The 25,683-nt window shown below is 71.3% G+C and carries 25 protein-coding genes; 14 read left to right on the top strand and 11 right to left on the bottom strand.

All coding sequences use genetic code 11. From position 1 onward, the window contains the following. From ABGB14_RS01450 to ABGB14_RS01435, 4 genes are all read left to right on the top strand, one after another. Entirely contained in the window at positions 1-1,203 is a 1,203-nt protein-coding gene (locus ABGB14_RS01450; protein ID WP_347641658.1) for a heterodisulfide reductase-related iron-sulfur binding cluster, read from the top strand. Beyond that, positions 1,200-1,952 carry an IclR family transcriptional regulator gene (locus ABGB14_RS01445; protein ID WP_347641657.1) on the top strand — a complete coding sequence of 251 codons (753 nt, stop codon included), beginning with the start codon at positions 1,200-1,202 and terminating at the stop codon, positions 1,950-1,952. Before ABGB14_RS01450 ends, ABGB14_RS01445 begins: the two co-directional genes overlap by 4 nt. Before the next feature lie 113 nt (positions 1,953-2,065). Next, the gene (locus ABGB14_RS01440; protein WP_347641656.1) at positions 2,066-2,806 is read left to right on the top strand and encodes an IclR family transcriptional regulator; all 741 of its coding nucleotides are present in this window, start codon (positions 2,066-2,068) and stop codon (positions 2,804-2,806) included. A 3-nt stretch (positions 2,807-2,809) separates the two neighbouring features. Beyond that, the gene (locus ABGB14_RS01435) at positions 2,810-3,022 is read left to right on the top strand and encodes a DUF2277 domain-containing protein (RefSeq protein WP_132596886.1); all 213 of its coding nucleotides are present in this window, start codon (positions 2,810-2,812) and stop codon (positions 3,020-3,022) included. Between the two features lie 9 nt (positions 3,023-3,031). Here the strand turns inward: ABGB14_RS01435 and ABGB14_RS01430 are convergent, their stop codons facing one another. Continuing rightward, positions 3,032-3,454 (bottom strand): hypothetical protein, encoded by a 423-nt coding sequence (locus ABGB14_RS01430; protein ID WP_347641655.1) that lies wholly within the window; start codon positions 3,452-3,454, stop codon positions 3,032-3,034. A gap of 94 nt (positions 3,455-3,548) precedes the next feature. On the opposite strand from ABGB14_RS01430, the gene ABGB14_RS01425 reads away from it, so the two are divergent. Genes ABGB14_RS01425 through ABGB14_RS01415 form a run of 3 tightly spaced genes read left to right on the top strand, consistent with a single transcriptional unit; the run spans position 3,549 to position 5,849 of the window. Next, positions 3,549-4,229, top strand: coding sequence for a response regulator transcription factor (locus tag ABGB14_RS01425; protein WP_347641654.1), 681 nt, complete (start codon positions 3,549-3,551; stop codon positions 4,227-4,229). Continuing rightward, a complete protein-coding gene (locus ABGB14_RS01420) occupies positions 4,226-5,482 on the top strand; it encodes a HAMP domain-containing sensor histidine kinase (RefSeq protein ID WP_347641653.1) in 1,257 nt (418 codons plus the stop codon). Before ABGB14_RS01425 ends, ABGB14_RS01420 begins: the two co-directional genes overlap by 4 nt. A gap of 46 nt (positions 5,483-5,528) precedes the next feature. Next, entirely contained in the window at positions 5,529-5,849 is a 321-nt protein-coding gene (locus tag ABGB14_RS01415; RefSeq protein ID WP_347641652.1) for a PepSY domain-containing protein, read from the top strand. Between the two features lie 45 nt (positions 5,850-5,894). On the opposite strand, the gene ABGB14_RS01410 is transcribed toward ABGB14_RS01415, so the two are convergent. After that, positions 5,895-6,479, bottom strand: coding sequence for a helix-turn-helix domain-containing protein (locus tag ABGB14_RS01410; protein ID WP_347641651.1), 585 nt, complete (start codon positions 6,477-6,479; stop codon positions 5,895-5,897). A 261-nt stretch (positions 6,480-6,740) separates the two neighbouring features. Here ABGB14_RS01410 and ABGB14_RS01405 point away from each other — a divergent pair, with 261 nt between their 5' ends. After that, positions 6,741-7,637: an LLM class flavin-dependent oxidoreductase gene (locus ABGB14_RS01405; protein WP_347641650.1), complete on the top strand. Its 897-nt coding sequence runs from the start codon at positions 6,741-6,743 to the stop codon at positions 7,635-7,637. Beyond that, positions 7,634-8,569, top strand: coding sequence for a chlorophyllase (locus ABGB14_RS01400; RefSeq protein ID WP_347641649.1), 936 nt, complete (start codon positions 7,634-7,636; stop codon positions 8,567-8,569). The genes ABGB14_RS01405 and ABGB14_RS01400 overlap by 4 nt, the downstream gene beginning before the upstream one ends. Before the next feature lie 3 nt (positions 8,570-8,572). Here ABGB14_RS01400 and ABGB14_RS01395 read toward each other — a convergent pair whose 3' ends face one another. Next, a complete protein-coding gene (locus ABGB14_RS01395) occupies positions 8,573-9,148 on the bottom strand; it encodes a CGNR zinc finger domain-containing protein (RefSeq protein WP_347641648.1) in 576 nt (191 codons plus the stop codon). A 103-nt stretch (positions 9,149-9,251) separates the two neighbouring features. Here ABGB14_RS01395 and ABGB14_RS01390 point away from each other — a divergent pair, with 103 nt between their 5' ends. Genes ABGB14_RS01390 through ABGB14_RS01380 form a run of 3 tightly spaced genes read left to right on the top strand, consistent with a single transcriptional unit; the run spans position 9,252 to position 12,082 of the window. Beyond that, the gene (locus tag ABGB14_RS01390) at positions 9,252-9,572 is read left to right on the top strand and encodes an epoxide hydrolase N-terminal domain-containing protein (protein ID WP_347641647.1); all 321 of its coding nucleotides are present in this window, start codon (positions 9,252-9,254) and stop codon (positions 9,570-9,572) included. 2 nt (positions 9,573-9,574) lie between these two features. Then, entirely contained in the window at positions 9,575-10,423 is an 849-nt protein-coding gene (locus tag ABGB14_RS01385; protein WP_347641646.1) for an alpha/beta hydrolase, read from the top strand. 60 nt (positions 10,424-10,483) lie between these two features. Beyond that, positions 10,484-12,082 (top strand): AAA family ATPase, encoded by a 1,599-nt coding sequence (locus ABGB14_RS01380; RefSeq protein ID WP_347641645.1) that lies wholly within the window; start codon positions 10,484-10,486, stop codon positions 12,080-12,082. Here ABGB14_RS01380 and ABGB14_RS01375 read toward each other — a convergent pair. Further along, positions 12,063-12,506, bottom strand: coding sequence for a MarR family transcriptional regulator (locus ABGB14_RS01375; protein WP_347641644.1), 444 nt, complete (start codon positions 12,504-12,506; stop codon positions 12,063-12,065). The two genes, ABGB14_RS01380 and ABGB14_RS01375, sit on opposite strands and share 20 nt — an antisense overlap. Before the next feature lie 158 nt (positions 12,507-12,664). Between ABGB14_RS01375 and ABGB14_RS01370 the strand changes: the two genes are divergently transcribed. Beyond that, the gene (locus ABGB14_RS01370) at positions 12,665-13,552 is read left to right on the top strand and encodes an MBL fold metallo-hydrolase (protein ID WP_347643108.1); all 888 of its coding nucleotides are present in this window, start codon (positions 12,665-12,667) and stop codon (positions 13,550-13,552) included. Between the two features lie 84 nt (positions 13,553-13,636). Here the strand turns inward: ABGB14_RS01370 and ABGB14_RS01365 are convergent, their stop codons facing one another. From ABGB14_RS01365 to ABGB14_RS01345, 5 genes are read right to left on the bottom strand one after another with little or no spacing between them, the layout of a single operon-like run. Then, positions 13,637-14,305 (bottom strand): HNH endonuclease family protein, encoded by a 669-nt coding sequence (locus tag ABGB14_RS01365; RefSeq protein WP_347641643.1) that lies wholly within the window; start codon positions 14,303-14,305, stop codon positions 13,637-13,639. Between the two features lie 59 nt (positions 14,306-14,364). Then, entirely contained in the window at positions 14,365-17,472 is a 3,108-nt protein-coding gene (locus ABGB14_RS01360) for a 2Fe-2S iron-sulfur cluster-binding protein (protein WP_347641642.1), read from the bottom strand. Beyond that, positions 17,469-17,711 (bottom strand): sarcosine oxidase subunit delta, encoded by a 243-nt coding sequence (locus tag ABGB14_RS01355; RefSeq protein WP_347641641.1) that lies wholly within the window; start codon positions 17,709-17,711, stop codon positions 17,469-17,471. The genes ABGB14_RS01360 and ABGB14_RS01355 overlap by 4 nt, the downstream gene beginning before the upstream one ends. Continuing rightward, complete coding sequence (locus tag ABGB14_RS01350) at positions 17,711-18,913, bottom strand: sarcosine oxidase subunit beta family protein (RefSeq protein WP_347641640.1); 1,203 nt, start codon at positions 18,911-18,913, stop codon at positions 17,711-17,713. The genes ABGB14_RS01355 and ABGB14_RS01350 overlap by 1 nt, the downstream gene beginning before the upstream one ends. After that, positions 18,910-21,345: an FAD-dependent oxidoreductase gene (locus ABGB14_RS01345; RefSeq protein ID WP_347641639.1), complete on the bottom strand. Its 2,436-nt coding sequence runs from the start codon at positions 21,343-21,345 to the stop codon at positions 18,910-18,912. Before ABGB14_RS01345 ends, ABGB14_RS01350 begins: the two co-directional genes overlap by 4 nt. A 233-nt stretch (positions 21,346-21,578) precedes the next feature. Here ABGB14_RS01345 and ABGB14_RS01340 point away from each other — a divergent pair, with 233 nt between their 5' ends. Then, positions 21,579-22,577 carry a helix-turn-helix domain-containing protein gene (locus ABGB14_RS01340; protein WP_347641638.1) on the top strand — a complete coding sequence of 333 codons (999 nt, stop codon included), beginning with the start codon at positions 21,579-21,581 and terminating at the stop codon, positions 22,575-22,577. A gap of 33 nt (positions 22,578-22,610) precedes the next feature. On the opposite strand, the gene ABGB14_RS01335 is transcribed toward ABGB14_RS01340, so the two are convergent. Continuing rightward, positions 22,611-23,369 (bottom strand): glucose 1-dehydrogenase, encoded by a 759-nt coding sequence (locus tag ABGB14_RS01335; RefSeq protein ID WP_347641637.1) that lies wholly within the window; start codon positions 23,367-23,369, stop codon positions 22,611-22,613. A gap of 1 nt (position 23,370) precedes the next feature. Next, on the bottom strand, positions 23,371-25,683 hold the full coding sequence (locus tag ABGB14_RS01330; protein WP_347641636.1) for a tetratricopeptide repeat protein: 2,313 nt from the start codon (positions 25,681-25,683) through the stop codon (positions 23,371-23,373).

The raw sequence follows: 25,683 nt of genomic DNA, 5'->3' as shown, positions 1-25,683 counted from the left end.
GTGGATCCTGAGCTGATCAACGACTGCGTGCACTGCGGGTTCTGCCTGCCGACGTGCCCGACGTACGCGTTGTGGGGCGAGGAGATGGACTCGCCGCGCGGGCGGATCCACCTGATGCAGCAGCACGTCGAGGGCACGCCCATCACCCCGGAGATGGCCGGGCACTTCGACGCCTGCCTGGGATGCATGGCGTGCGTCACGGCGTGCCCGTCCGGAGTCCGGTACGACCGGCTGATCGAGCAGACCAGGGCCGTGGTCGAGCGGGAGCACGTGCGCGAGCCGGAGGACCGGGCCGTGCGCGAGATCGTGTTCAGCCTCTTCCCCTATCCGCGCAGGCTGCGGCTGCTGCGCCCCACGATGTGGCTGGCCGGGCGGATGGCGCCGTTCCTGGCCCGGGTGCACCCCGGCCTCGGCTCCATGGCCGGGCTGGCGCCGCGGGTCGAGCACCGCCAGCGCATGCCGGGCGTCGTGAGGGCCAGAGGAGAGCGCAGGGCCGTGGTCGGCATGCTCACCGGGTGCGTGCAGGGAGAGTTCTTCCCCCAGGTCAACGCGGCGACCGCGCGCGTGCTCGCGCTGGAGGGCTGCGACGTGGTCATCCCGCGGGGCCAGGGCTGCTGCGGCGCGCTCAGCGTGCACTCCGGGCGCGCCGAGCAGGCCAGGAGGCTCGCCCGCCGCACGGTCAGGACGTTCGAGAAGGCGGGCGTCGACACCGTCGTGGTCAACGCGGCCGGATGCGGCTCCTCCATGAAGGAATATGCCGAGCTGCTCGGCCGCGAGCCCCGGTTCAAGGTCGCCGACCTGTCCGAATATCTCGCCGAGCTGGGCCCCGTGGCCAAGCGGCACCCGCTGCCGCTCACCGTCGCCTACCACGACGCCTGCCACCTGGCCCACGCCCAGGGCATCCGCGACCAGCCGCGCGAGCTGCTGCGCGGCATTCCCGACCTGGAGCTGCGCGAGATCCCCGAGTCGGCCATCTGCTGCGGCTCCGCGGGCACGTACAACATCCTGCAGCCGCAGGCCGCCCGCGACCTCGGCGACAGGAAGGCCCGTGCGGTCGGCACCACGGGCGCCGGCCTGCTGGTCTCCGCCAACCCCGGCTGCACCATGCAGATCGCGGCCGCCATGCGGCGGGCCGGCGAGGAGATCAGGGTGGCGCACACGGCCGAGGTGCTCGACGCCTCGCTCCGCGGTGTGCCCCTATGAGCGTCCAGTCGGTCGAGCGGGCGCTCGACGTGCTGGAGGCGCTGGCCGAGCATGGGGGCGAGGCGGGCCTGTCGGAGATCGCCGCCAGGACGGGCCTGCCGTACGGGACCATCCACCGGCTGCTGCAGACGCTGCTCGCACGCGGCTACGTGCGTCAGGAATCGGACCGCCGGTACGCCCTCGGCGGCGGGCTCGTGCGCCTGGGCGGCATCGCGGAGAGCATGGTCGGGGTGTGGGCGCAGCCGTACCTCGGCAAGATGGTCGAGCTGTCCGGAGAGACCGCCAACCTGGCCGTGCTCGAAGGCGACTTCATCGTCTACGTCGCCCAGGCGCCCTCGCCGCGCAGGCTGCGGATGTTCGCCGAGGTCGGCAGGCGGGTGCTGCCGCACAGCACGGCGGTGGGCAAGGTGCTGCTGGCCGGGCGGCCGGCCTCCGAGGCGGTCGCCGTGTTCGAGCGCACCGGCATGCCGCGGCGCACCCCCAACACGATCACCGAGCTGACCGCCATGCTCGCCGAGCTCGAACAAGTCAGGTCGTGCGGCTACGCCATGGACCTGGGCGAGGAGGAGCTGGGCGTGCACTGCCTGGCCGTGCCCGTCTGGGACGGCGACCGGGTGGTCGCCGCGATGTCGGTGTCGGGCCCCGCGGAACGCATCGACGGGCTCGACCGCGACGAGCTGGCGGAGGGCATGCGTAAGATCGCGCTCGACTTCGGGAACGAGCTCAGCCCGGTGGCCGGCGGAAGTTGAGTAGTCAATTACCTTTTCCGGCCCTCCTGACGTGCGACAACGCGGCGATTCCCCCTCACCGTCCACGAAGATCCCCGTGAGAAGCTCCGTGCGGCGAAGTATGCTGTTGCGGTATGAGCAACACCGCGACCGTACAATCAGTAGATCGGGCCATCGCCATCCTGGAAATCCTCGCTCGTGAGGGTTCGACCCGAGTGACGGACCTCGCGACGGAGCTCGACGTGCACAAGTCCACGGCGTTCCGGTTACTCGCCGCTCTAGAGCAGGGCGGTCTGGTGGAGCAGAGCAGCGACCGCGGCCGCTACCAGCTCGGATTCGGGGTGGTGCGCCTGGCCGGCGCGGCCACGGCCCAGCTCGACCTGTCGCGCGAGGGCAGAGACGTGTGCCTGCGCCTGGCCGAGGAGATCGGCGAGACCGTCAACATCGCGGTCCCGCAGGACGGCGACGCGGTCAACCTCACCCAGATCCGCGGCCCCGCCGCCATCAGCGGGCACAACTGGGTCGGGCAGAGCACCCCCGCTCACGCCAGTTCCAGCGGCAAGGTGCTGCTGGCCTTCGGCGCCCTGCGCATGCCCGACGAGCTCGACCACTACACCCCCAGGACGATCACCTCCGAGGACGACCTGGAGCTCGACGCCATCAGGGAGCGCGGCTGGGCCGCGGCCGTGGAGGAGCTCGAGGTCGGGCTCAACGCCGTCGCCGCGCCGATCAGGGGCAACGACGGCTCCGTCGTGGCCGCCGTCAGCGTCTCCGCCCCCTCCTACCGGCTGACGCCTGACCGGCTGCCCGAGGTGGGCGAGCTGCTGGTGGAGGGCGCGCGGGAGATAAGCCAGCGCATGGGCTATTACCGTTGAGGCATGTGCAGAAGCATCAAGACCCTCCGTCCCCCTTACACCGAGAGCGTGACCGAGGAGGACGTACGCGCGGCGGCGCTGCAGTACGTCAGGAAGATCTCCGGCTTCCGAGCACCCGCCGCGCACAACGCGGAGGCGTTCGACCGGGCCGTCGAGACCATCACCAGGGCGTCAGAGGAGCTGCTGGGGGCGTTGCAGGTGCGCGGGAGCCGCTGACCGGCCTGGCTACGACGTGGGGCGGGCAGCGGGCCGGCCGCCCGAGCAGGCGATCGTGAGCTCGATCTCGTCGCCCTCCTCCGGCTCGAACTCCACCTTCGTCTCGCGGGCGGGCCCCGGCTCGACGCCGTCCACCGCGTAACCCTGGGCAGGGCTCCACGAGCGCAGCGTCACCCGGTCGCCGTCGCAGGAGGCGACCACGGTCCCGCCGGCGCTGCGGATCAGCTTCTCCTGCTGGGGCCTCGCGGGCGAGCCTGTCGGCGTCGCGATCGCGCGCGAGGTCGCGGTGGCCAGGGCTGCACGCACCTCCGGCTCGCTGAGCACGTGGCTGGAGGCGCCGGTGAGGCCGTTGCCGAGCAGGCCGAGCACCGCCACGCCCGCGCCGGTGGCGGCGACCGCGGTGGCGGCCCAGGCCAGGACGAGTCTCTTCATCGGCTCCCAGCCTCCCCCCTCTACGGCTAAGACCGGGTTAAGGCGACCTTAACGCGGCCCGAGCCATCGCCATCGAGGGTCTACGTTCATGTACATGGCTGACATCCTGCTCATCGAGGACGACGTGGCGATCCGCACGGCGCTCAGCCGCGGGCTGCGCGAGCTCGGCCACGCCGTCTCCTCCTCGCCGACGGCGCTGGACGGGCTGCGGCTGGCCGTACAGGACCGTCCCGACCTGATCGTCCTCGACCTCGGGCTGCCCGACCTCGACGGGGTGGAGCTGCTGCGCATGCTGCGGGCGGTCAGCCGGGTGCCGGTCATCGTGGCGACGGCCCGCGACGGCGACGCGGAGATGGTGCCGGTGCTGGACGCGGGCGCCGACGACTACGTGGTCAAGCCGTACAGCGCGGCGCAGCTGGACGCCCGGGTCAGGGCCGTGCTGCGGCGCTCGGGCAGCGACTTCGCGCCGGAGCCGCTGGCGGTGGGAGCCCTGCGGGTGGATCCGCGGGCGCGGACGGCCACGCTGGACGGTGCCGCGCTCGACCTGACGCCGCGCGAGTTCGACGTCCTGCACTATCTCGCCGCGCGGCCGGGCGAGGTGGTCACCAAGCGGGAGCTGCTGACGGAGGTGTGGCAACTCCCCTACGGCGGGGCCGACAAGACCGTGGACGTGCACCTGTCGTGGCTGCGCAGGAAGCTCGGCGAGACCGCGTCCGAGCCCCGCTACCTGCACACGGTGCGCGGCGTCGGCGTCAAGCTGGTCGGGCCGTCATGAGGCGGTGGCTCGCGCTGCTGGTCGCCGCGACCACATCTCTCGTGCTGATCGCGCTGCTGGTGCCGATGGCGCTGCTGATCCGCGCCGTGGCCGAGAACGGCGCCATGAGCAGGGCCACCGCCGCGGCCGAGTACGTGGCGGTGAACGTGAGCACGCCCGACCTGACGCTGGCCGTGCAGCAGGCGGGGCGGCCCGTGACCGTGTTCCTGCCGGGCGGCGGCACGGTGGGCGGGCCCGCGCCCCGCTCCGACGCCGTACGCCTGGCCTCGACGGGACGCAGCGTCACCGCCGCGGCCCGCGGGGGCAGGGAGGTGCTGGTCTCGGCGCAGACGCCTGAGGGCAACGCCGTGATCAGGGTGTTCGTGCCGGACGCGGAGCTGACCAAGGGGGTGCGGGAGGCGTGGCTGGCGCTGTTCGTGCTCGGGCTCGCCCTGGTCGTGCTGGGCATCGTGCTGGCCGACCGGCTGGCGCTGGCCGTGACGCGGCCCGTGGACGGGCTTGCCCGGGTCTCGCACCGGCTGGCCGGCGGCGACCTGTCCGCCAGGGCGGAGCTCGGCGGTCCCCCCGAGGTGCGCTCCGTGGCCCTGGCGCTCAACCATCTCGCGGGACGGATCGACGACCTGCTCGCGGCGGAGCGGGAGTCGGTGGCGGACCTCTCGCACCGGCTGCGTACCCCTCTGACAGGCCTGCGGCTGGACGCGGAGTCGCTGCGCGACCCGGAGGAGAGGGCGCGTGTGCAGAGCCGGGTCGACGCGCTCCAGCGCGCGGTGAGCGCGGTCATCACGGACGCGCGGCGGCGCTCGGCCGGGCGCGACGCCTGCGACGCGGCGGCGGTGGTGAGCGAGCGGGTGCGGTTCTGGTCGGTGCTGGCCGAGGACCAGGGGCGGGACGTGTCGCTCGCGCTGCCCGACGCCCCGCTGCCGGTGGCGGTGGGCGCCGAGGAGCTCGCCGCCTGCGTGGACGCGCTGCTCGGCAACGTCTTCGCGCACACCCCCGAAGGGGTTCCCATGGCGGTGCGCCTCGGGCCGCACGGCGCCGGGGCCCTGCTCGTGGTCGAGGACTCCGGCATCGGCCTCGACCCGGCGCTGCTGGAGCGCGGCACCAGCGGGGGCGGCTCGACCGGGCTCGGCCTCGACATCGCCCGCCGCACCGCCGAGTCGTCGGGCGGCGGCCTGACCGTCTCCAAGTCCGCGGGGGGCGGCGCGCGCGTGGAGGTCGTCCTGATGGGTCCGCAGAGCTCAGCCCGGTCTTAACCGCGGCTTAGCGCGCGATTAGCGGCAATCGCGGTTCCGTGGAGTCATGCGAATCACGAAGAAGTTCATCGTTGCCGGTGCCGGGGTCGTCGCGCTCGTCGCGAGCGGAGGCGCGGCCGTCGCCGCCACCACCGTCGCCGCGCCGGCCCCGAAGGTCACGGCGGAGCAGGCCATCGAGATCGCGCACAAGCAGGTGGCGGGCGCCTGGGTGAGCGAGCTCGACTTCGACTCCCAGGGCACGCGGGCGGACGTGTGGGAGATCGAGCTGACCAAGGGGTCGCAGCGGCACGAGCTGAAGATCGACGCCGCCACGGGCAAGGTCACCAAGAACGAGACGGAACGGGCGGACAAGGACGACGACGACTGATCCGGATCCCGTGAGGAACGCCGGGCCACGTGGCCCGGCGTTTTCCTATTTTTCTGGGCGGAGTCCTCCGATGAGGAGGGCGACCATTCGCCGCGCGTCGTAGCGGGGATCGTTGTCCGCGCCGATGCAGAGGTTGCCGACGCCGCGCATGAGCTCGAGGGCGTTGACGTCCGTCCGGATCTCACCGGCGGTAGCCGCCGCGTCGAGCAGTTGGGTGCAGACGGGCACGAGACGGTCCAGAAAGTACGCGTGCAGCGTGTCGAAGCCGGCGTTGTCCGACTGCAGCACGGCGGCGAGCCCGTGCTTGGTGACCAGGAAGTCGACGAACTGGTCGATCCATCGTCGCAACGCGTCGTAGGGGCCGGCCGCACTCTCCAGCAGGGCGGGGCCGGCCTCGGCGCAGGCCTCGACCTGGTGCCGGTAGACGGCGATGATGAGATCGGCCCTGGTCGGGAAGTGCCGGTAGATCGTGGCCACCCCGACTCCCGCCCTGGCCGCGATGTCGCGCACCGGCGCCTCGACGCCCGAGGTCACGAAGACGGCCGCGGCGGCGTCGAGCAGCGTCCTCTCGTTGCGCCGGGCATCGGCCCGCTTCCGGGGCGCCGCACGCCCCGCGCCTCCGTCGTTCACCGCGCTGTTTCCCTCCATACCGACTTGCAAAACGGAACGACGATCCGTATCGTAGCTGGAACCAGATTCCGTTTATCCCATGATGCCAGAGCGCCGCCCGGACGGCCAAGCCTGCCGCAGAGCCTCAGGTGAGAGGCCGACCGGACATGCGCCATCGGGCCGACCGCGACGAACGGCTCCAGCATGCACCGAAAAAATGTTCCGTTCACCTCTCAGCGGCGTGCCCGTCAGCGCGGCGCGCACGAAGGGAGCAGTGCCCAGATGCCGCACACCACCCGGCCCAGCTTCGGGATCATGACCGCCCCCTCGCAGGTCGACTACCGCGACGTCCTGCAGGTCTGGCAGGAGGCGGACACGATCCCGGAGATCGAACACGCGTGGTTGTTCGACCACCTCCTGCCCATCTTCGGTGACCCCCGCGGGCCGGTCTACGAAGGCTGGACCCTGCTGTGCGCCCTCGCCGCGCAGACCCGGCGCCTGCGGCTCGGCGTGATGGTGACCAGCAACCGCATCCGGCCGCCCGCACACCTGGCCAAGATCGCCGCAACCGTCGACGTCGTCTCCGGCGGACGGCTCGACTTCGGCATCGGCGTCGGCTCTCGGCCCGACTGGCCCCTGGCCCGGCGCGAGTACGAAGCCCACGGCCTGCCCTTCCACGACACCGCCCACGCCCTCGGCAGCCTCGCGGAAGCGTGCACGGTGATCCGGCGGGTGTGGACCGAGACGGAGCCGTTCGACTTCCACGGCACATACGTGCAGGTCACCGGAGCGTACGGCAACCCCAAGCCCGTCCAGCGCCCCCATCCGCCGATCCTCATAGGCGGGCGCTCCTCCGCGACGCTGCGGGTGGTCGCCCAGCACGCCGACCTGTGGAACATCCCCGGCGGCGACATCGCCGACGTCGTCAGCCGCAGCGCGCTGCTCGACCGCTACTGCACGGAGATCGGCCGCGACCCCGCCTCCATCGTCCGATCCATCCACCTGCCCGTCTCCTACGACCAGCCCGGCGTCACCCGCGACGCGATCGGCGAAGCGCTCGACGCCGGCTTCACGCACATCGTCCTCGGGCTGTCGGCGCCCTACCCCGGCAACGTCGCGCGGTGGGTCACCGACGAGCTCATCACCAAGAACCGCAAGAAGGAGAGATCAGTCTCATGACGGAAACAGGCCTCGCGGCCGGCTCCCCCGCTCCGGTCGTCTCGGTCAAGCCGGTCACCCTGCCCGCGCCTGGCCGCGGCGAGGACCTCCAGATTCACGTGTCCGCTCCCGTGACCGGCACCGGCCTGCCTGTCATCGTGTTCTCGCACGGCTTCGGCCAGTCGATGAACAGCTACGCCCCGCTGGCGGACCACTGGGCGGCACACGGGTTCGTGGTCCTGCGGCCGACCCACCTCGACTCCCGGACGCTCGGCCTCCCGCCCGAGGACCCCCGTACGCCGGAGATCTGGCGTTTGCGCATCGAGGACCTCAGGCGCGCCCTCGACGGGCTCGACCTCGTCGAAGCCGCCGTACCGGGCCTCGGCGGACGCCTCGACCGCAGCCGCGTCGCCGTGTCGGGCCACTCCTGGGGAGCCCAGAGCGCGAGCACGCTGCTGGGCGCGCGCGTCCTCGGCTCCGACGGCATGCCCGGGGAGGACATGTCCGATCCCCGGGTCAAGGCGGGCGTGCTGCTCGCCCTCACGGGCCTCGGCGACGACCTGACCCCTTTCGCGGCCGAGCACTTCCCCTTCATGAGGCCGTACTTCGGCGACATGACCACCCCCTCGCTCATCGTCGCGGGAGACGAGGACCAGTCCGCGCTGTCCACCCGCGGCGCCGACTGGTTCACCGACCCCTACGTGCACGGTCCCGGGAGCAAGAGCCTGCTCACGCTGTCCGGGGCCGAGCACTCGCTCGGGGGCATCTCAGGGTACGAGGCCGCCGAGACGACCGACGAGCATCCCGCCCGCGTCGCCCTGATCCAGCGGCTCACCACCGCCTACCTGCGCAGCGTGCTCTGCTCCGATGACACCGGCTGGAAGACGGCGCTGGACGAGGACCTCGGCCCGCTGGGGAGCCTGCGGAGCAAGAACGTCTCGATGACGAGGTGACGATCACTCCGTTGAGCTGAGGCCTTTTCGCTGGTTGGCAGTGAAGCGCGCCTTCTTCTGACGATTACCACAGGTGTTCATGTCGCACCATTTGCGAGTGCGGCTCTGGCTGGTGTCGAAGAAGGCGGCCCGGCAGGTCGCTGATGCGCACAAGGCCAATTTGCCGTCGCGTTCACCTGCGATGATGCTGATCGCGTCGGCGGCGATCACGCTGAGGGCGTCTTCCACGCAGGAAGCCGAGCTGAGCCGCCATCGCCGCTTGCCCTCGGGCGTCAGGATGGCCGCCGCCCGGCCTTGAGCGCTGCGGTCATTGATGACGTGGACAGCGGGCGCGGGGAGAGCGTCCCCGATCGCGACCGCTGTCGCGGCGGCGTGGATCGACTCCCTCAGCTCCCTGGCGAGGTCGAGCTGGGCAGTGGTGCAGGAGTCCACGGCGAGGTCGTACACCGCCAGCCAGTCGACGAGTCGTTGGGGCGTGGGAATGCGCTCCACAGCCTTGCCATGACGCTCCGACAGGGTCCCCGTGAAGCTGGTGGCCAGCACGCCGCCGAGGCGGAAGGCAGGGAACCCAGCACGCATGGAACCACCTTAGCAGGTTGCACGCCGGCGCGAGGGCATGTTAGAACCGTCTTAGCCGGTTCGCAGCGGTTCGCGGCCGGCTCCGCGACGGCCAGGAGGTCTCATGCCCCGTCCAACCACCGACGTGCAAGCATTCGAAGCCCACGCGACTGACGCCGACCTCGACGATCTGCGCGCGCGACTGGCCGCGGCGCGGCTACCGGAAGCCGAGACGGTCTGTCGCGCCGCGCCCGGCCCTCGCCGATGGGAACAGGGCGTTCCTCTCTCCGACCTCGTCGATGTCGTGAACTACTGGCGCACCGGGTACGAATGGCGGCCGTTCGAAGAGCGCCTCAACCGGATCGGCCAGTTCCGCACCACCATTGACGATCTCGTATCCACTTCCTGCACCGCCGATCCGCGCGCCCGGACGCCACCGCGCTGATCTTGACGCACGGCTGGCCCGGCAGCATTGCCGAGTTCGTCAATGTGGTGGACGAGCTGGCAGATCCGGAAGACGCCGCCGCGCCGGCGTTCCACGTCGTGGTCCCGTCGCTACCGGGCTTCGGTTACAGCGACAGGCCGGCCACCACCGGATGGGGAACCGAGAAGATCGCGGCCGCATGGGTGGAGCTGATGGGAAGGCTCGGTTACACCGAGTTCCTGGCCCGCGGCGGCGACTGGGGAGGCAATATCACCACGGTTCTCGGCGGCAGGTTCCCTGCGCACGTTCTCGGCATCCACACGACGTTCGCGGAGGCGCCGCCCGGGTTGACGACGGACGGGCTGACGGCGGTCGAGCGCAGGTGGACCGAGGAAACCCGCGATTTCTGGCGCAACCACGCGGCGTACGCGAAGCAGCAGGCGACCCGACCGCAGACCATCGGCTACTCGCTCGTCGACTCACCGGTCGGGCTCCTCGCCTGGATCCTTGACAAGTTCGCCGAGTGGTCAGATACCGAGGACAGCCCGTTCGAGACGATCTCCAGAGACAGCGTCCTTGACAACGTCACCCTGTACTGGCTGACGCGGACCGGCGCGTCGTCGGCCCGCATCTACTACGAGAGCCACAACTCGCTCGATCCCGAACTTCGGGTCGACGTCCCGTCAGCGATCAGCGTGTATCCCCGCGACATCGAGAAGTATCCGCGCCCCTGGGCACAGGAGCGGTACCGGCAGATCGTCCGATGGAGGTCGCCCGAGGCCGGGGGACATTTCCCGTCGCTGGAGGTTCCCGAGTATTTCGTCAAGGACCTGCGGGAAGGCCTCGCGGCGGTGCTGGCCGCTCATCGGTGAACGCGGCTCTCCCATCCGGAAACTCGCCGCTCAGGACAGGAGCGATGACAGTATGTGACCATGCGTCCACCCCGAGCGAGATCTTTCAACACCGCGGGCCCGTGCGACCCCCGGCGGCACTACATGCTGCCGCCCACACCTCGGCTTCCCGAGGCGCGAGCGCTGATCGACATGGACCGCTACTTCGTGGTCCACGCACCCCGGCAGACCGGCAAGACCACCGCGCTGCGCACTCTGGCGTCCGAGTTGACGGCCGAAGGCGATGTCGCGGCTCTGGTGTTCTCCTGCGAGCGCGCCAAGGTGGCCCGCGACGACGTGGGCTGGGGAGAGTCGATGCTGCTGGATTCGATCCGTGCGGCCGCCGAGCGGTCGCGCTGGCCGGACGAACTGCTCCCGCCGGACCCCTGGCCGCAGGCCACGCCGGGCAGCCGCATCGATGTCGCGCTGAGCGAGTGGTGCCGTCGCAGCCCTCGCCGGGTGGTGCTGTTCTTCGACGAGATCGACGCCCTGCAGGGCGACAGCCTGGTCAGCTTCCTCTGCCAGCTCCGTGACGGTCACAACGCCCGGCCCGACGGGCACCCGTTCCCCACGTCCGTGATCCTGTGCGGACTACGCGACGTCCGTGACTACAAGACCGCTGTGGGCGCCGACCCGGGCCGATGCAATCCCACCAGCCCGTTCAACATCGTCACCAAGTCACTGCGTCTGGGCGACTTCACCGCCGACCAGATCGCCGAGCTGTACGGCCAGCACACGCGGGCCACCGGCCAGGAGTTCACCAAGGACGCGGTGGACCGGGTGTTCGAGCTGACGCAGGGCCAGCCGTGGCTGGTCAACGCCCTCGCCCACGAGATCACCTTCGAGATGGGGGTGACCGGCGCCATCACCGTCGACCGGGTGGACGAGGCCAAGGAGCGGCTGATCCGGGCGCGCGCCACCCACCTGGACGCCCTCGTGGCGCGCCTGTACGAACCACGGGTGGAACGGGTGATCGAACCGATCGTGGCGGGCACGTGGCCGGGCACGGACACGTCTTTCGACGATGACGTCTCCTACGTTCACGATCTGGGCCTCATCCGAGGGCCCAGGGACCTGGAGATCGCCAACCCGATCTACCGGGAGGTCCTGCTACGGGTCCTGGGTGACCGCACGGAGCGATTCGTCAAGGCCGACCCGCGCAGCTTCGTCCTGCCGGACGGCCGGTTCGACCTGGTGCGCCTGTTGCAGGAGTTCGTCCTGTTCTGGCGCGAGCACGGTGAAGTCCTCATCCAGCAGGAGGGCTATCACGAGGCCGCCTGCCAGATCATCCTCATGGCCTTCCTGCATCGCCTGGTCAACGGCGGCGGCCACCTCGACCGCGAATACGCCGCCGGCACCAAACGCCTCGACGTGCTGATCCGCTGGCCCTACCCGGGTCCGGACGGCGAACGACGGATGCAACGGGAGGCCATGGAGCTGAAGGTGTGGCGCGCAGGCAAGGACGACCCGCTGCCCGACGGCCTCGCCCAACTCGACGGGTATCTCGACCGGCTCAGCCTCACCACCGGCGTACTCGTGATCTTCGACCGGCGCCCTGAGGCCCCGCCGTGGAAGGATCGCGGCTCCTTCGAACAGGCGACCACACCGTCCGGCCGCCACGTCACCGTTCTCCGGGGATAGCGCGGCTGAGGGCTTGTTCGAGCAGGTCCTGGAGAGCGCGCTGCTGCTGCGTGGTGAGGCCGGCCAGTGGTGAGTCCTGGACGAGGAGTTCGAGGAGCCGTTCACGGAGGGCGTTGCCCTCCGGGGTGAGGACGAGTTGCTTGGCGCGACGGTCGGTGGCGTGCGCGCGGCGCTCGATCAAGCCCTGCTTTTCGAGCTTGTCGACGATGAAGGTGGCGTTGGAGGGCTCGCAGCTCATGCGTCCGGCAAGCTCTCGCATGGTCATCGGTCCGGTCATCTCCCGCAGCGCGGTCGCCTGGGCCGAGGTGAGGCCCAGGGTGACCGCGCGTTCGCGCACGTGAGCGGCGATCTGCTGGGCCAGTCCGTTCACCAGGCCGCACAGCTCCCGCTCGGCGACGGCCTGCGGTTCTGGAGACGTGGTCACGCACCCCATCCTAGCAAGTCCATCAAGCCAGCATATTTTAAGCTTGACCGTTTCAAGCCAGGATAGTTAAAGCTTGACCGTTTCAAGCTTGATGCTTATGGTGACCTGGTCGCCGACGACGCGGCGACGGACATGACCCAGAAGAAGGGACCGTGACCATGGCGAACTCCGCGGTTGACCAGGACGATCGACTGCGGCGGCCGGCGGGGATCCACTCGGTATGGCTGGGCGACACGAGGGTGTCCTTCGTGCCGGACGGAGCCATCCAGGGGAGGCCGCGCACATGGCTGCCGGACACCACCGATGAGACCTGGGCCGCCCACCCGCAGTACCTGGACGCCTCCGGCCATCTTGTGGCGAGTATCGGTGGTCTTCTGGTGGAGAACGGCGACCGCGCGCTGCTGATCGATGCGGGATGGGGTCCGGTGTCGCTGCCGGCCGAGCCGGGAGGTCCGAACGGCGCCGTTCACGGTGGCGCGCTGCTGGACAGCCTGGCCGAGCTCGGCCGCAGGCCGGAAGAGATCGAGGCGGTGGCCTTCACCCACCTGCACATCGATCACCTCGGCTGGGCCTGGCATCCCGCCCCGGGTGGTGACCAGCCCGTGTTCACCCAGGCCACGTATGTGGTGGCCGAACCGGAATGGGCCCGACGCGACCTGTCTGCGCAGGGCATCACCGAGGAGGAGGCCACCGCACTGGCACCGCGCGTGCGTACGGTGACGGACGGGCAGGAGGTCTTCCCCGGCGTGCGGGTCCAGATCACCGGCGGTCACACGGCCGGGCACACGCAGTACCTCATCACCGGGGGCGGAACCCGGCTGATCGCCTTCGGCGATGCCCTGCATTCACCGATCCAGGTGGACCGCCCCGAATGGTCCTGCCTCTACGACCACGACCGTGCCCAGTCCGCCGAACATCGTCATCGTCTCGTTGCCGAGCTGGAAGAGCCTGACACGATCGGCTTCGGCATCCACTTCGCCGATGCGGTCTTCGGGCAGGTCCGCCGGGACGGCGCCGGCCCCGCCTGGCGCCCCCTGGACGTCTGACGCCGGTCACCCGTGGATCAGCGGGTCATCATCACGATCGGCCGGTGGCCGGAGGCTACGCACACCATGACTGTGCGTACAGGGTCAGCAGCCGTCGAGGATGGTCTGCATGGCCTGCTTCTCCGCCTTGGTCACCCAGACGTCGTACTTGGCCTTCACGTCGATCTGCCGGCTGACGTAGGCGCACCGGTACGCCTTGCGCGGCGGCAACCAGGTGGCGGCGTCGGAGTCGCTCTTCTGCCCGTTCAGCGGACCGTCGACGGCCAGCAGGTTGAGCGGGTCGTTGGCGAACTCCTTGCGCTTGTCCTTCGACCACTGCTGCGCGCCCTTCTGCCAGGCGTCCGACAGCGGCACCAGGTGGTCGATCTGGACTTTCGAGCTGGTGTCCTGGCCGCGCTCGAACTCGATGGTCTTGCCGCTGAACGGGTCGTTGAGCGTGCCCGTCAGGACGACGCAGTCGTGGGTGCCGGGCTTGAAGGTCTCGCCCTCCAGGTCGCGCTTGAGAATGTCGTTACGGGTGTCGCAGCCGTTGTGGTCGACGTCGGACCAGGCGGCACCGAACTCGTCGCGGTCGAAACCGGTCTTCGGGGCGCGGCCCTTGACGTCGAGCTCCGCCAGCTTGTCGCGGGTCTCGGACACCGAGGCGGAGTCCGGCTTCTCGACGTCCCCGCCCGCCGACTGCACGGCCAGCCCGCCACAGCCGGCCAGCATTCCCGACATGGCCACACCGGCCACGAATCCCCGAACCCGCACCGCACACCCCCGGACCTTGTTTGCGTAAAGTCTAGGGATAGAAATGCCCATCAACGGGTCTACGAAGCCTCAAGGGCATCGATCAGCCACTCTGCCAGGTATTTTGCAAAGGATGATCTTACGTAGATCCGGTACGTTTCGGGCGAAAGCCGTTCCAGAATCACCGACGTTCCGGCCAGCAGGGTCTGGGCATGCCCGGGAAAGACCGACGGGTCAAGATCGATCGGGCAGCCGGTGACGAGCACGTCGTGGGCGGCGGGACCGGCGAGCTCCAGGACCGTACGCTGGCCCGACACGTCCACCCAGCCCGAGCGTGGCGGGACGTCCCCGGTCACCAGCCACCAGTCAGGGCCGAGCCGCAGGCCCGTGCCCGGATCCGCGCCGCGCACCTCCCACATGGGCTCGTACGGCACCTCGCGCAGGCGAACCCGCGGGGTGCTCGCGGCCTCGAAGCGGGCGGCGAAGGCGGCGGCGGGGCTCTCCGACCGGCACTCCCCCGCGTACGGGGCCGGCGCGTCCACGAGAGGGTCGCCGTCGCGGCGGGCGTTGTCCGGGTCGTAGAAGACGGGCTCCACGACGGTCACCGGGTGCGCAACGTCCCCCGACACCGCCGTCAGCCGGTCGCCCGGCACGACGCTCCTCGCCATGGCCAGGCTGAACGTGCGGCCGAGCGCGGCGCTGCGGTAGCTGGAGGTGACGTGGCCGAGCATCGGCGCCACTCCCGCGGCGGTCAGCTGGGCGCCCTCCTCCACGAGCGCCGCCGGATCATCGGCGAGCAGGCCGACCAGGCGCTTGCGGTCCTGGCGCGCGGTGTCCGGCCGGGCGTGGGAGCGTTTGCCGACGAAGTCCGGCTTGCGCTTGGAGACGATCCATCCCATGCCGAGGTCCTGGGGCGTGACGGTCCCGTCGGTCTCCTGGCCGACGATCGCGAACCCCTTCTCCGCCCGCAGCACGTGCATGGTCTCGGTCCCGTACGGCACCGCGCCGAGCTCCAGCACCGCCTCCCACAGCGCCCTGCCGTACCGCCACGGCACGTTGACCTCGTAGGCCAGCTCGCCGGAGAAGCTGATCCTGAAGACCCGGCCCGGCACGCCCAGCACGGGCACGCTCGCGTACCGCATGAAGGCCAGCTCGACCGCTTCCGGCGCGACCGCCGCGATGACCCGGCGAGCGTGCGGGCCGACGACGGCGACCGTCGCCCAGTGGTCGGTGACCGAGGTGAACGACACGTCCAGGTCCGGCCACTCCGTCTGCCGCCATTCCTCCAGCCAGTCGAGCACCGCGGCGGCGTTGCCCGTGGTCGTGGTCGTCAGGTAGTGGTCGTCGGCGAGCCTGGTCGTGGTGCCGTCGTCGAACACCATCCCGTCGGCCCCGCACATCACCCCGTAGCGGCAGGCTCCGACGGCGAGCGTGGAGTACATGTTCGTGTAGACGCGGTCGAGGAACTCGCCGGCGTCCGCGCCCCTGACGTCGATCTTGCCCAGCGTGGAGGCGTCCATGGCGGCGACGGCGCTGCGGGCCGCGTGGCACTCGCGCCGCACGGCGGCCTCCATGTCCTCGCCGTCCCGGGGGAAGTATCGCGGCCGTTTCCACTGGCCGACGTCCTCGAACACGGCCCCGCGCGCGACGTGCGCGTCGTGCGGTGCGGTGGTCCTGACGGGGTCGGACAGCGCGCCGCGGGCGCGTCCCGCGAGGGTGGCGAAGGACACGGGCGTGTACGGCGGCCGGAACGTGGTCGTACCGACCTGGCCGGGGGCGGCGCCGAGCAGCGCGGACATGACGCCCACGACGACCGCGCCCGACGTCTTGCCCTGGTCGGCGCCGGTGCCCGCGGTGGTGTAGCGCTTGACGTGCTCCACCGAGCGCATCCCGGTGCCCGTGGCCATGGCCAGGTCGGCCACGGTCACGTCCCGGTGCAGGTCCGCGAAGGCGGGGTCACTGCCCGGGGCTCTTTCGACGAGCCAGAGGGCCGCCGGCCGCCGCAGGGGCCGCTCGTCGCACTCCGGCACCCTCAGCCCGGGTTCGCCGTGCCCGGCGGCCTCCGCTCCCGCGGCGTAGCCGTCGGCGATGGCCTCGCGGGTGCCGTACAGGCCCGCGCAGGCTCCCGCCGACCGTTCGGCCTGCGCCGACGTGCCGGGCACGAAGGCCGCGAGCTCCTCGTCGAACCTGGTCCGGCCGCCCGACTGGCTGAACAGGTGCACGGCGGGGTTCCAGCCGCCGGCGACGGCCAGCAGGTCGGCGTCGAAGTGCCGGGCGCCGGCCTGGACGCCCGTGAGCACCCCCTCGGCGTCCGAGGTCGTGCCCGTCACCACCTGGCCGGCGAGCACCTCCACGTCCGCGGGCACCCCGGAAGGTCGCGGGTCCACGACGGCGAGCACGTCCACCCCGGCCGCCATGAGGTCCTCGGCAGCCTCGTAACCGGAGTCGGCGCAGGCGAACACCACCGCCCGCCGTCCGGCGCGCACGCCGTAACGGTTGGCGTAGGCGCGGGCGGAGGCGGCCAGCATCACACCGGGCCGGTCGTTGCCGGGGAAGGCGAGCGAACGCTCGTGCGCGCCCGTGGCCAGCACCACGCGGCGCGCCCTGATGTGCCACAGCCGCTCGCCCCGAGCCCGCCGCTCCACGGCGAGCACGTAGTTGTGGTCGTAGTAGCCGACGGCCGTCGTCCTGGTGAGCACCCTGGCGGGCACGTCGAGGCCGGCCACCCAGTCGAGCGCGGGAGCGCCGTCCAGGAGCAGGCGGCTGTTCAGCAGGTCGCCGCCGAGCCTTGGCTGGTCGTCCACGAGGATCACCCGCGCCCCCGACCGTCCCGCCGCGGCGGCCGCGGCCAGCCCGGCCGGCCCGCCGCCGACCACCAGCACGTCACAGTGCAGGTATCCCTTGTCGCAGCGGCGCTCGTCCACCGCGTCGAGATCGACCCGGCCCTTGCCGCGCAGGCTCTGAGCCTCCAGCCCGTCGTGGAGCTCCACGGTGGTGGCCGCCAGCATCGGGTCGGCGCCCACGCGGACCAGCGCGTTCGGCTCCTCGGGACCCGCGCTGAAGATCCCGCGCGGACGGCCCAGACCGACGCTGCGGCCGACCACCCGCACCCCGTTGCGCAGCAGCGCCGCGGCCAGCGTGTCACCCGGCTCGCCCGTCATCGGGCGGCCGTCGAACGTGAACCTCATCGTGGCTTCCTGATCTCGTGGGTGACCGTATGGCGCTCGACCGTGAACCAGGTCCGGCAGCCGTGCACGTGGAACCAGCGCTCGTGGAACCAGCCCTTGGGGTTGTCGCGCATGAACACGTACGCGGCCCACCGTTCGTCCGTCATGTCGCCGGTGGGGCAGGCGATGCCGGCCTGGCCGCCGTAGTGGAACTCGTTCTCGTCGCGGGGCCCGCAGCTGGGGCAGTCGATCAGCAACATCAGTGCGCCACCGCCGCCGCGCCGTGCTCGTCGATGAGCGCCCCCGTGGTGAACCTGTCGAGGGCGAACGGCTCCGCCAGCGGATGCGGCCGGTCGTGAGCCAGGGTGTGGGCGTAGACCCAGCCGGAGCCGGGGGTCGCCTTGAAGCCGCCGGTTCCCCAGCCCGCGTTGATGTAGAGGCCGTCGACGGGGGTCGGCCCGATGACGGGCGAGGCGTCAGGAGAGACGTCGACGATCCCAGCCCAGGTGCGCAGCACGCGCACCCTGCTGAAGATCGGGAACAGCTCCAGGGCCGCCGCCATCTGCGCCTCGATGACGTGCACGCCGCCGCGCTGCCCGTAGGAGTTGTACGCGTCGATGCCCGCCCCCATGACCAGCTCGCCCTTGTGCGCCTGGCTGACGTACACGTGGACGGCGTTCGACATGACGACGCAGTCGAGCACCGGCTCCAGCAGCTCCGACACCAGCGCCTGGAGCGGGTGCGACTGCAGCGGCAGGCGGATCCCGGCCCGTTCGGCGAGTACGGAGGTGTGCCCCGCCGCCGCCAGCGCGACCTTCCCCGCCGCTATGCGCCCGCGCGAGGTCTCGACGGCCGTGACCCGGCCGCCGGTGATCTCGAAACCGGTGACCTCGCACCCCTGGACGAGGTCGACGCCGTACGCGTCGGCCCGGCGGGCCAGGGCCCAGGCCACGTGGTCGTGCTTGGCGATGCCGCCGCGCCGCTGCAGGGTGGCGCCCATGACGGGATGGCGGGCCCGGTCGCTGACGTTGATGACCGGGCAGAACTTCTTGACCTCGTCCGGGTCGAGCCACTCGGCGTCCACGCCGTTGAGCCGGTTGGCGTTCACCCGGCGCCGGCCCTCGCGCACGTCGCCCAGGTTGTGCGCCAGGTTGAGCACGCCGCGCTGGCTGAACTGCAGGTCGTAGTCCAGCTCGTCGCTCAGCCCCTCCCACAGCTTGAGCGAGTGCTCGTAGATGGCGGCGCTCTCGTCCCAGAGGTAGTTGGAGCGGATGATCGTGGTGTTGCGGGCCATGTTGCCGCCGGCCAGCCAGCCGCGCTCCAGGACGGCGACGTTGGTCAGGCCGTGGTTCTTCGCCAGGTAGTAGGCGGTGGCCAGGCCGTGACCGCCGCCTCCCACGATGACGACGTCGTAGGCCGGCTTGGGCTCCGGGTTGCGCCAGAGGAAGTCGGGGTGGGTCAACGTCTGATCTTCTCCATCCCGGGGTCGAACAGGGGCTCCTTCGCGACCTCCGCGGGGACGCGGCGGCCAAAATAGGAAATATCCACGTGTGTCCCTGGTTCGGCGAGCTCGGCGGGCAGCCAGGCGTACGCGATGGGCCGCTGGATGGTGTGCCCGTACGCCGCGCTCGTGACGTACCCGACCGTGCGGCCCTCATGCCGTACGGGCTCCTTGCCCATCACCACCTCGGTGCTGAGCAGCGGCACCAGCCTGCGCGTGACGTCGGCCGTCAGCGCGTCCCGGCCGACGAAGTCCTTGTCCGTCCTGACGGCGAAGGCCAGCCCCGCCTCGTACGGGTTGTGCTCGGTGGTCATGTCGACGCCCCAGAGCCGGTAGCCCTTCTCCAGCCGCAGGCTGTTGAACGCGGCCCGCCCGCCCGCGGTCGTCACCCCGGGCGACCAGAGCGTGTCCCACAACTTGAGCCCCATGTCGGCGGTGGTGTAGAGCTCCCAGCCCAGCTCGCCCACGTAGGAGACGCGCATCGCGAGCACCGGCACCTGACCGACATATCCGGACTTGCAGCTGAAGTAGCGGAAGTTCTCGTGCGACAGATCCATGTCGGTGAGCCCCTGCACGAGCTCCCTGGCCTGCGGGCCCCACACGCCCACGCAGCACGTGCCGGGCGTCAGGTCGCGCACCCGCACCCCTCCGGGCGCGTGCCTGGTCAGCCATTCGAGGTCGAGGTTGCCGTTCGCGCCGACCTGGAAGGTCTCCTCGTCCAGCCGCGCCACCGTGAGATCGGACCTGATGCCGCCTGCGACGTCCAGCAGCAGGGTGTAGGTGACCGAGCCGGGCTTCTTGTCCACGTTGTTCGTCGTCATGCGCTGCAGGAACGCCGCCGTCCCCGGCCCGCTGACCTCGACACGCTTGAGCGGCGTCATGTCGAAGAGCGCGACCCGCTCCCTCGTGGCGTACGACTCCGCGGCGGCGATCGGCGACCAGTAGCGGCTCGCCCACTCGTCCCGCTGCTCCGCCCCCAGGAACGTCTCGACCGGCGCCTCGCCGGCGTGCCGCCCGTCCCTGCGGCGGCGTACGAGGTCCTCCAGCAGCGGCACGTTGGCCTCGAACCAGTGCGGCCGCTCCCACCCCGCCGCCTCAAGGAAGAACCCGCCCAGTTCCCGCTGCCGCGGGTAGAACGGGCTGGTGCGCAGGGGCCGCGGCGACTCCATCGGCTGCAGCGGGTGGATGACGTCGTAGACCTCGACGAAGTTCTGCTTGCCACGCTCCTCGACGAACGCCGGCGACAGCTGCGCCTGCTCGAATCTGCCCAGCTCGCACTCGTGCAGGTCGACAGACGAGCGTTCGTCCACGAGCACCTCGGCCACCGCCCGCGCCACCCCCGCCGAGTGGGTCACCCAGACCGCCTCGGCCAGCCAGAAACCTTCGAGGTGAGGCGCCTCGCCGATCAGCGGGAAGCCGTCCGGCGTGAAGGAGAAGACGCCGTTGATGCCCTCCTCGTACTTCGTCTCGGCGAGCGCGGGCAGCAGCTCGACCGCGTCGCGCCAGGCGGGGTCGAAGTCCTCCTCGGTGAACGCCTGCACCGACGGCATCGTGGTCGACCGGGGGCCGATCTCCTCCTGGGTGACCGGCATGGGCCTGTGGGCGTAGGAGCCGATGCCGATGCGGTCACCGTGCTGCCGGAAGTAGAGATCGCGGTCCTGGTGGCGGAGGATGGGGCCCTCCGGCTGGAGGGCGAGGGGGCCCGACTTGGCGTACTGGTGGGCCAGCGGCAGCAGCGGCACGGTCAGCCCCGCCATCGCGCCGATCGAGGGGCCCCAGAAGCCGGCCGCGCACACCACCACGTCGGCGGGGACCGTCCGGTGCCCGTCCGAGGTCACGACCGAGACTCCGCTCACCCGGCCGCCCCGCTGCTCGACGCCCACCACCGTGTGGCCGGGCAGGAACGTGGCCCCGCGCTCCATGGCCCGCTCCGCCTGCGCCTGCCCGCAGGCGACCGCCCCCGCCAGGCCGTCGCTCGGCACGTGGAAACCGCCGAACACCCTGTCCTTGTCGAGCAGCGGCCACAGCTCCGCGCACCGCCCGGCGTCGACCAGCTCTCCCTCGACGCCCCACGACTCGGCCCAGCCGTGCTTACGGTGCAGGTCGGCCCAGCGTTCCGGGGTGGTGGCCACCTCCAGGCCGCCGACCTGGCGGAAACAGCTCTCCCCCAGTGCGGTGTACTTGCGCACGGTGTAGGAGGCGAACTCGGTCATCGTCTTGGACGGGTTGGTCTGGAAGACCAGGCCGGGTGCGTGCGAGCTGGAGCCGCCGGCGGCGAAGAGCGGCCCCTGGTCGAGCACGGCGACATCGGTCCACCCCCGCTCGGTGAGCTCGTCGGCGAGAGCGCACCCCACGATTCCCGCCCCGACGATCACCAAACGGGGTCCACTCATGGCGCCTCCGGCTGTTTCTTAATACGCAACACGCACCGCACTACGCAACCGAACATAGGCCCATGCGTACCTCTGGAACAAGAGCGGCTTTCCGGAACACTCTGAACCCGCCCCCGAGAACCCGAAACCGCCGCACTGGACGCGGCCCACCACAGGCGCACACATCGCAGCCTGAGGTGGACCGCTGGACGCGGCCCGCCTTACGCTTGTGGGATCTTGGGGGTGAGGGCGACATGGCGCAGCGGCGCTTGCTGGAGGGGCTCGGCGTCACCGTCGCCGAGGAGACGGCCTACCGCGCCCTGCTCCGGCACGGCCCCGCCACGTTGAGCCGGCTCGCCGCGGAAACAGGGTCGTCCCCCGCCGCCATCCGCCGCATGCTGCCCAGGCTGGAGGACCTCGGGCTGATCTCCCGCGTCGCGGGCCGCCCGCTGAGACTCGTCGCCACTCCCCCGAACGTCGCCATCGACATCCTCGTCGCCCGCCGCCAGGAGGAGATCGCCCACAGCAGGGCCGCCGCCGCGCTGCTGGCCACCGAGGTCGCCGAGCGCAGCGGGCCGCAGCCCGAGGAGGTGCTGGAGGTGGTGACCGGGCGCGACGCCGTGGCCCGCCGCTATCTGCAGCTCGAACGCAACGCCACCCGGGAGATGCTCGTGCTCGTGCATCCCCCGTACGCGGTCGACATCAGCGACGACCAGGAGAACCGGCAGCGGGCGGCCCGCCAGGGAGCACCCACCCGCGGCATCTACAGCCCGCTGGCCTTCGAGCACCCCGGCATGCTCGCCCACACGCGCCGCGCCATCTCCGACGGCGAGCAGGCCAGGCTCGGCCAGGTGCCGGTCAAGCTGGCCGTAGCCGACGCCCGCACCGCCATCCTGCCCCTGGTCTCCGACGACGACCGGGCCGTGGAGAGCGCCCTCGTGGTGCACCCGTCCGCGCTGCTCGACGCTCTGGTGGGGCTGTTCGAGACGTTGTGGAGGGCCGCCGTGCCGCTCCGCCTGACCTCCACCGAGGCCCTGGAGCCCGAGATGTGGCCGCAGGCCCCCGACGCCGAAGTGCTGGCCCTGCTCGCGGCCGGGATGAAGGACGACGCCATCGCCAGGCAACTGGGGTTGAGCCCGCGCACGGTGCAGCGGCGCGTGCAGGTGTTGTGCGAGCGGCTGGGCGCCAGGACCCGCTTCCACGCGGGCTTCCTCGCCGCCCGCCACGACCTGCTCGTGGCCGGCCCCAAGTGAACGAGCCCGCCGCCCGCCGCCCGTGGCGGGGGCCTAGGTGAGCAGGATCCCGCCGTCCACCGGCAGCGTCACCCCGGTGATGTACGAGGCCGCGTCGCTCGCCAGGAAGACCGCGGCGGCCACCAGCTCGGCCGGGTCGCCGGTGCGGTCCATGATCACCCGCGACTCCACCATCCGCTCCAGATAACCGGGTTTGTACTGCTCGGTCATCTCGGAGGCGAAGAACCCCGGCTCCAGGCAGTTGACCCTGATGCCGCGGCGACCGGTCCACTGCTGCGCGAGGTCGCGCGTCAGCCCGGTCACCGCCGCCTTGGACGCGCTGTAGGCGGCCTGCGGCAGCCCTGCCGTGGTCTCGCCGAGCACGCTGCCGATGTTGACGATCGACGAGCCTGGCCGCATCACCCGCGCGCACGCCTGCGCCATCCAGTAGGTGCCGTGCAGGTTGATGTCGATGACCCGGCGGAACTCCTGCGGGGTCTCGCGCAGCGCGGGCACGGCCGTGCCGACGCCGGCGTTGTTGATCAACACGTCGACGCCGCCCATGGCCTCGACGGCGGCGGCCACGAGGGCGTCGCAGTCTTCCGGCCGCGACACGTCGGCCGGCACGGCCAGGCACCGGCGGCCGGTCTCCTCGACCAGCCGCCGCGTCTGCTCCAGCCGCTCGGCGCGCCGGGCGGCGATCACGACGTCGGCGCCCGCCTCGGCCAGGCCCCGGGCGAAGGCGACGCCCAGCCCGGCGGAGGCGCCGGTGACGATGGCCACCCTGCCGTCGAGCCGGAACCGATCCAGCACGTCAGTCTCGCCCTTCCGGTCGGCCCGAGAGCCTTACAGGCCGTATTCCTTGACGATGCGCTCGTGCCGCTCGACCTCGACGTCGATCTCGCGGGCCAGGTCGAGCCAGGCCAGCGGGTGCACCCACCGCTCGGTGGCGTCGTCGAGCAGGGCGTCGACCTCGTTGGGCGACACGTCGGGCGGCACCGCGACCCAGCCGAACACCCCAGGCAGCCGCTCGCCCGAGGACGGGTGGGAGACGGTGTAGTTTTCGTCGCTGTAGACCCACATCGGCCACGGCGCCGCGCTCGGCCATGACCTCGGTGAACTCCGCCCAGTCCTCCTCGCTCGGCGCGGCGCCGTCGAAGAAGTAGCTGGTGTAGCCGCCGGGCCGCAGGATGCTCACCGCGGCGAAGGGCGGCACGAAGTTCTGCTGCTCCTCGGGATCCTCGGGCACCGGCTCCAGCAGCTGCGGGTCGAAGACGACCAGGTCGCCGGCGTTGTAGTCCATGCCGCGCGGCTGGGGCAGCGCCAGCCTGGCGGTGGCCGGGCCGGTGCGGATCGACAGGACCTGGCGCTGGCCACCGTCGGGTGCGGGCAGGATGACCCTGATGAGGCCCATCTCCTCCTCGATCGGGCCTTCCTTGGCCTTGATCGGCATGCCGATCTTGGCCGCGCCCTGGTGCACGATCTCCCAGTTCTCGGCGGCGGTGGCCATGACGATCATGCGCCAGACGTCTTCGTCGACGAGCTCGTCGAGCACTTCGTGCAGCACCCCGGCCGCCCGGTCGTTCTGGTCGACCTGCTGGGCAGCGCCCGACAGCAGGCGGCGGGCCTCGAGCCCGGCGCCGGCCGCGACGGCGTGCTCGGCCGCTTCGAGTGTCTCCGGCCAGCGCTCGCGGGCGCTGTGCAGCCTGGCGAGCGCGAGGTATTGGGCGTCGTGCGGCAACATCGCGGCCATCTGCTCCAGCCGCTCGTCCTGGCGGGCCTCGATGAGCAGCGTGGTGAGGTAGGCCACGTCGTCGGAGTCGGCCGTGGCGATGTCGCCGGAGTCGACCAGCATCGTCCAGTAGATGTCGGCGCCGGTGGCGGGGTAGCCCAGGAAGCCGGCCGTGGTCGTGTGGCGGCGGGTGGCCTCGAGGTCCTGCCCGGACAGCGGGGCCAGCCAGCCCACCCACTTCTCCGGGTCGGCGTTGAAGCCGTCGGCGGCGTCGAAGAGGCCGACCCGCTCCTCCAGCGGGCCGGGCGGCTCGGGCTCGCCCGTGGCGTCGGCGGTGGCCCGCAGGGCGGCGACGCGCTCGGCGAGCCCTTCGCTCTCGCGCAATTCGGCGACTCCGGACTCGGCGAGGTCGGCCAGCAGCCTGGCCTGCCAGACACCCTGCCTGGCGATGGCCAGCTCGCCCGCGACCAGCGCGAGCTCGACGCGGGCGCGATAGCCGCCCATCATGCTGAAGTAGTCGATCCACTGGCGCAGCACGCGGCCCAGCTGCCAGGTGTTGGTGATCTGGGCGGAACCCGCCAGCTTGCTGACGGCCTGCGACCACTCGACGAACACCCGCGGGTGCTCGCCGACCACGTCGAGGTCGGGCAGCGCGTCGACGGCCTCGGCGATGCGACCGAGCGTGGCCAGGATGAGCGCCCTGCGCACGCCGTCGCGGTGCTCCTTGGCCACCGGGTCGTCCGGCTGGAACTCCGATGCGGCCTGCAACGCCTGCAGCGCGTCCTCGGCGCGGCCGGCGGCGAGCAGCGCGCGGGCGCTCTCGGCGCCGAGCTCCCAGCTCGCCTCGCGACCGGCGACCGTCAGCCGCTCGACGGCCGACTCGGCATAGGTCACGGCCTCGCCCGGCCGGCCCGCGTCGGTGAGCGCGGCGACATATTGCGTGACGAGCCCGGTGAAGGCGGGCTTCTCCGGGCTCAGCGCCTCGATCCGCGCGCCCAGCAACTCGAGCCGCTCGGCGGCGTGGCCGGGGCCGTCGGCGTTGGCCCATGCGATGGCCATCGCCTCGACCGCCGCGGGAACGGCCGGGCACTCCCGCACGTCTTCGCGCTGAGCGAACTCGAGCAGCTGCTTGGCGTCGTCGATGGCGACCGCGCCCTGAGCCCGGTCGCCGATGCGGCCGATCAGGTGCCAGTAGCGGGCGTAGAACTCGAGCCAGGGCAGCTCCAGGGCCTCTGCCTGCTGCGCGATGGCCGGAGCCATGACGTCGAGCTGCGGGTTACGGCCCTCATAGGCCTGTGCGGGAAGGTCTCCCAGCGCCATGGCGAGGCCAACGTTGCCCGCCTCAGAAAGCTGCTGCTGGGTTTCGCCGACCCAGGCCCAGATGTCCACGTCCAT

Source organism: Nonomuraea sp. B10E15 (genome assembly GCF_039871615.1).
Lineage (GTDB): Bacteria > Actinomycetota > Actinomycetes > Streptosporangiales > Streptosporangiaceae > Nonomuraea.
The sequence above is the reverse complement of the archived record's forward strand: the minus strand, read 5'-3'. Positions and strand labels throughout refer to the sequence as shown.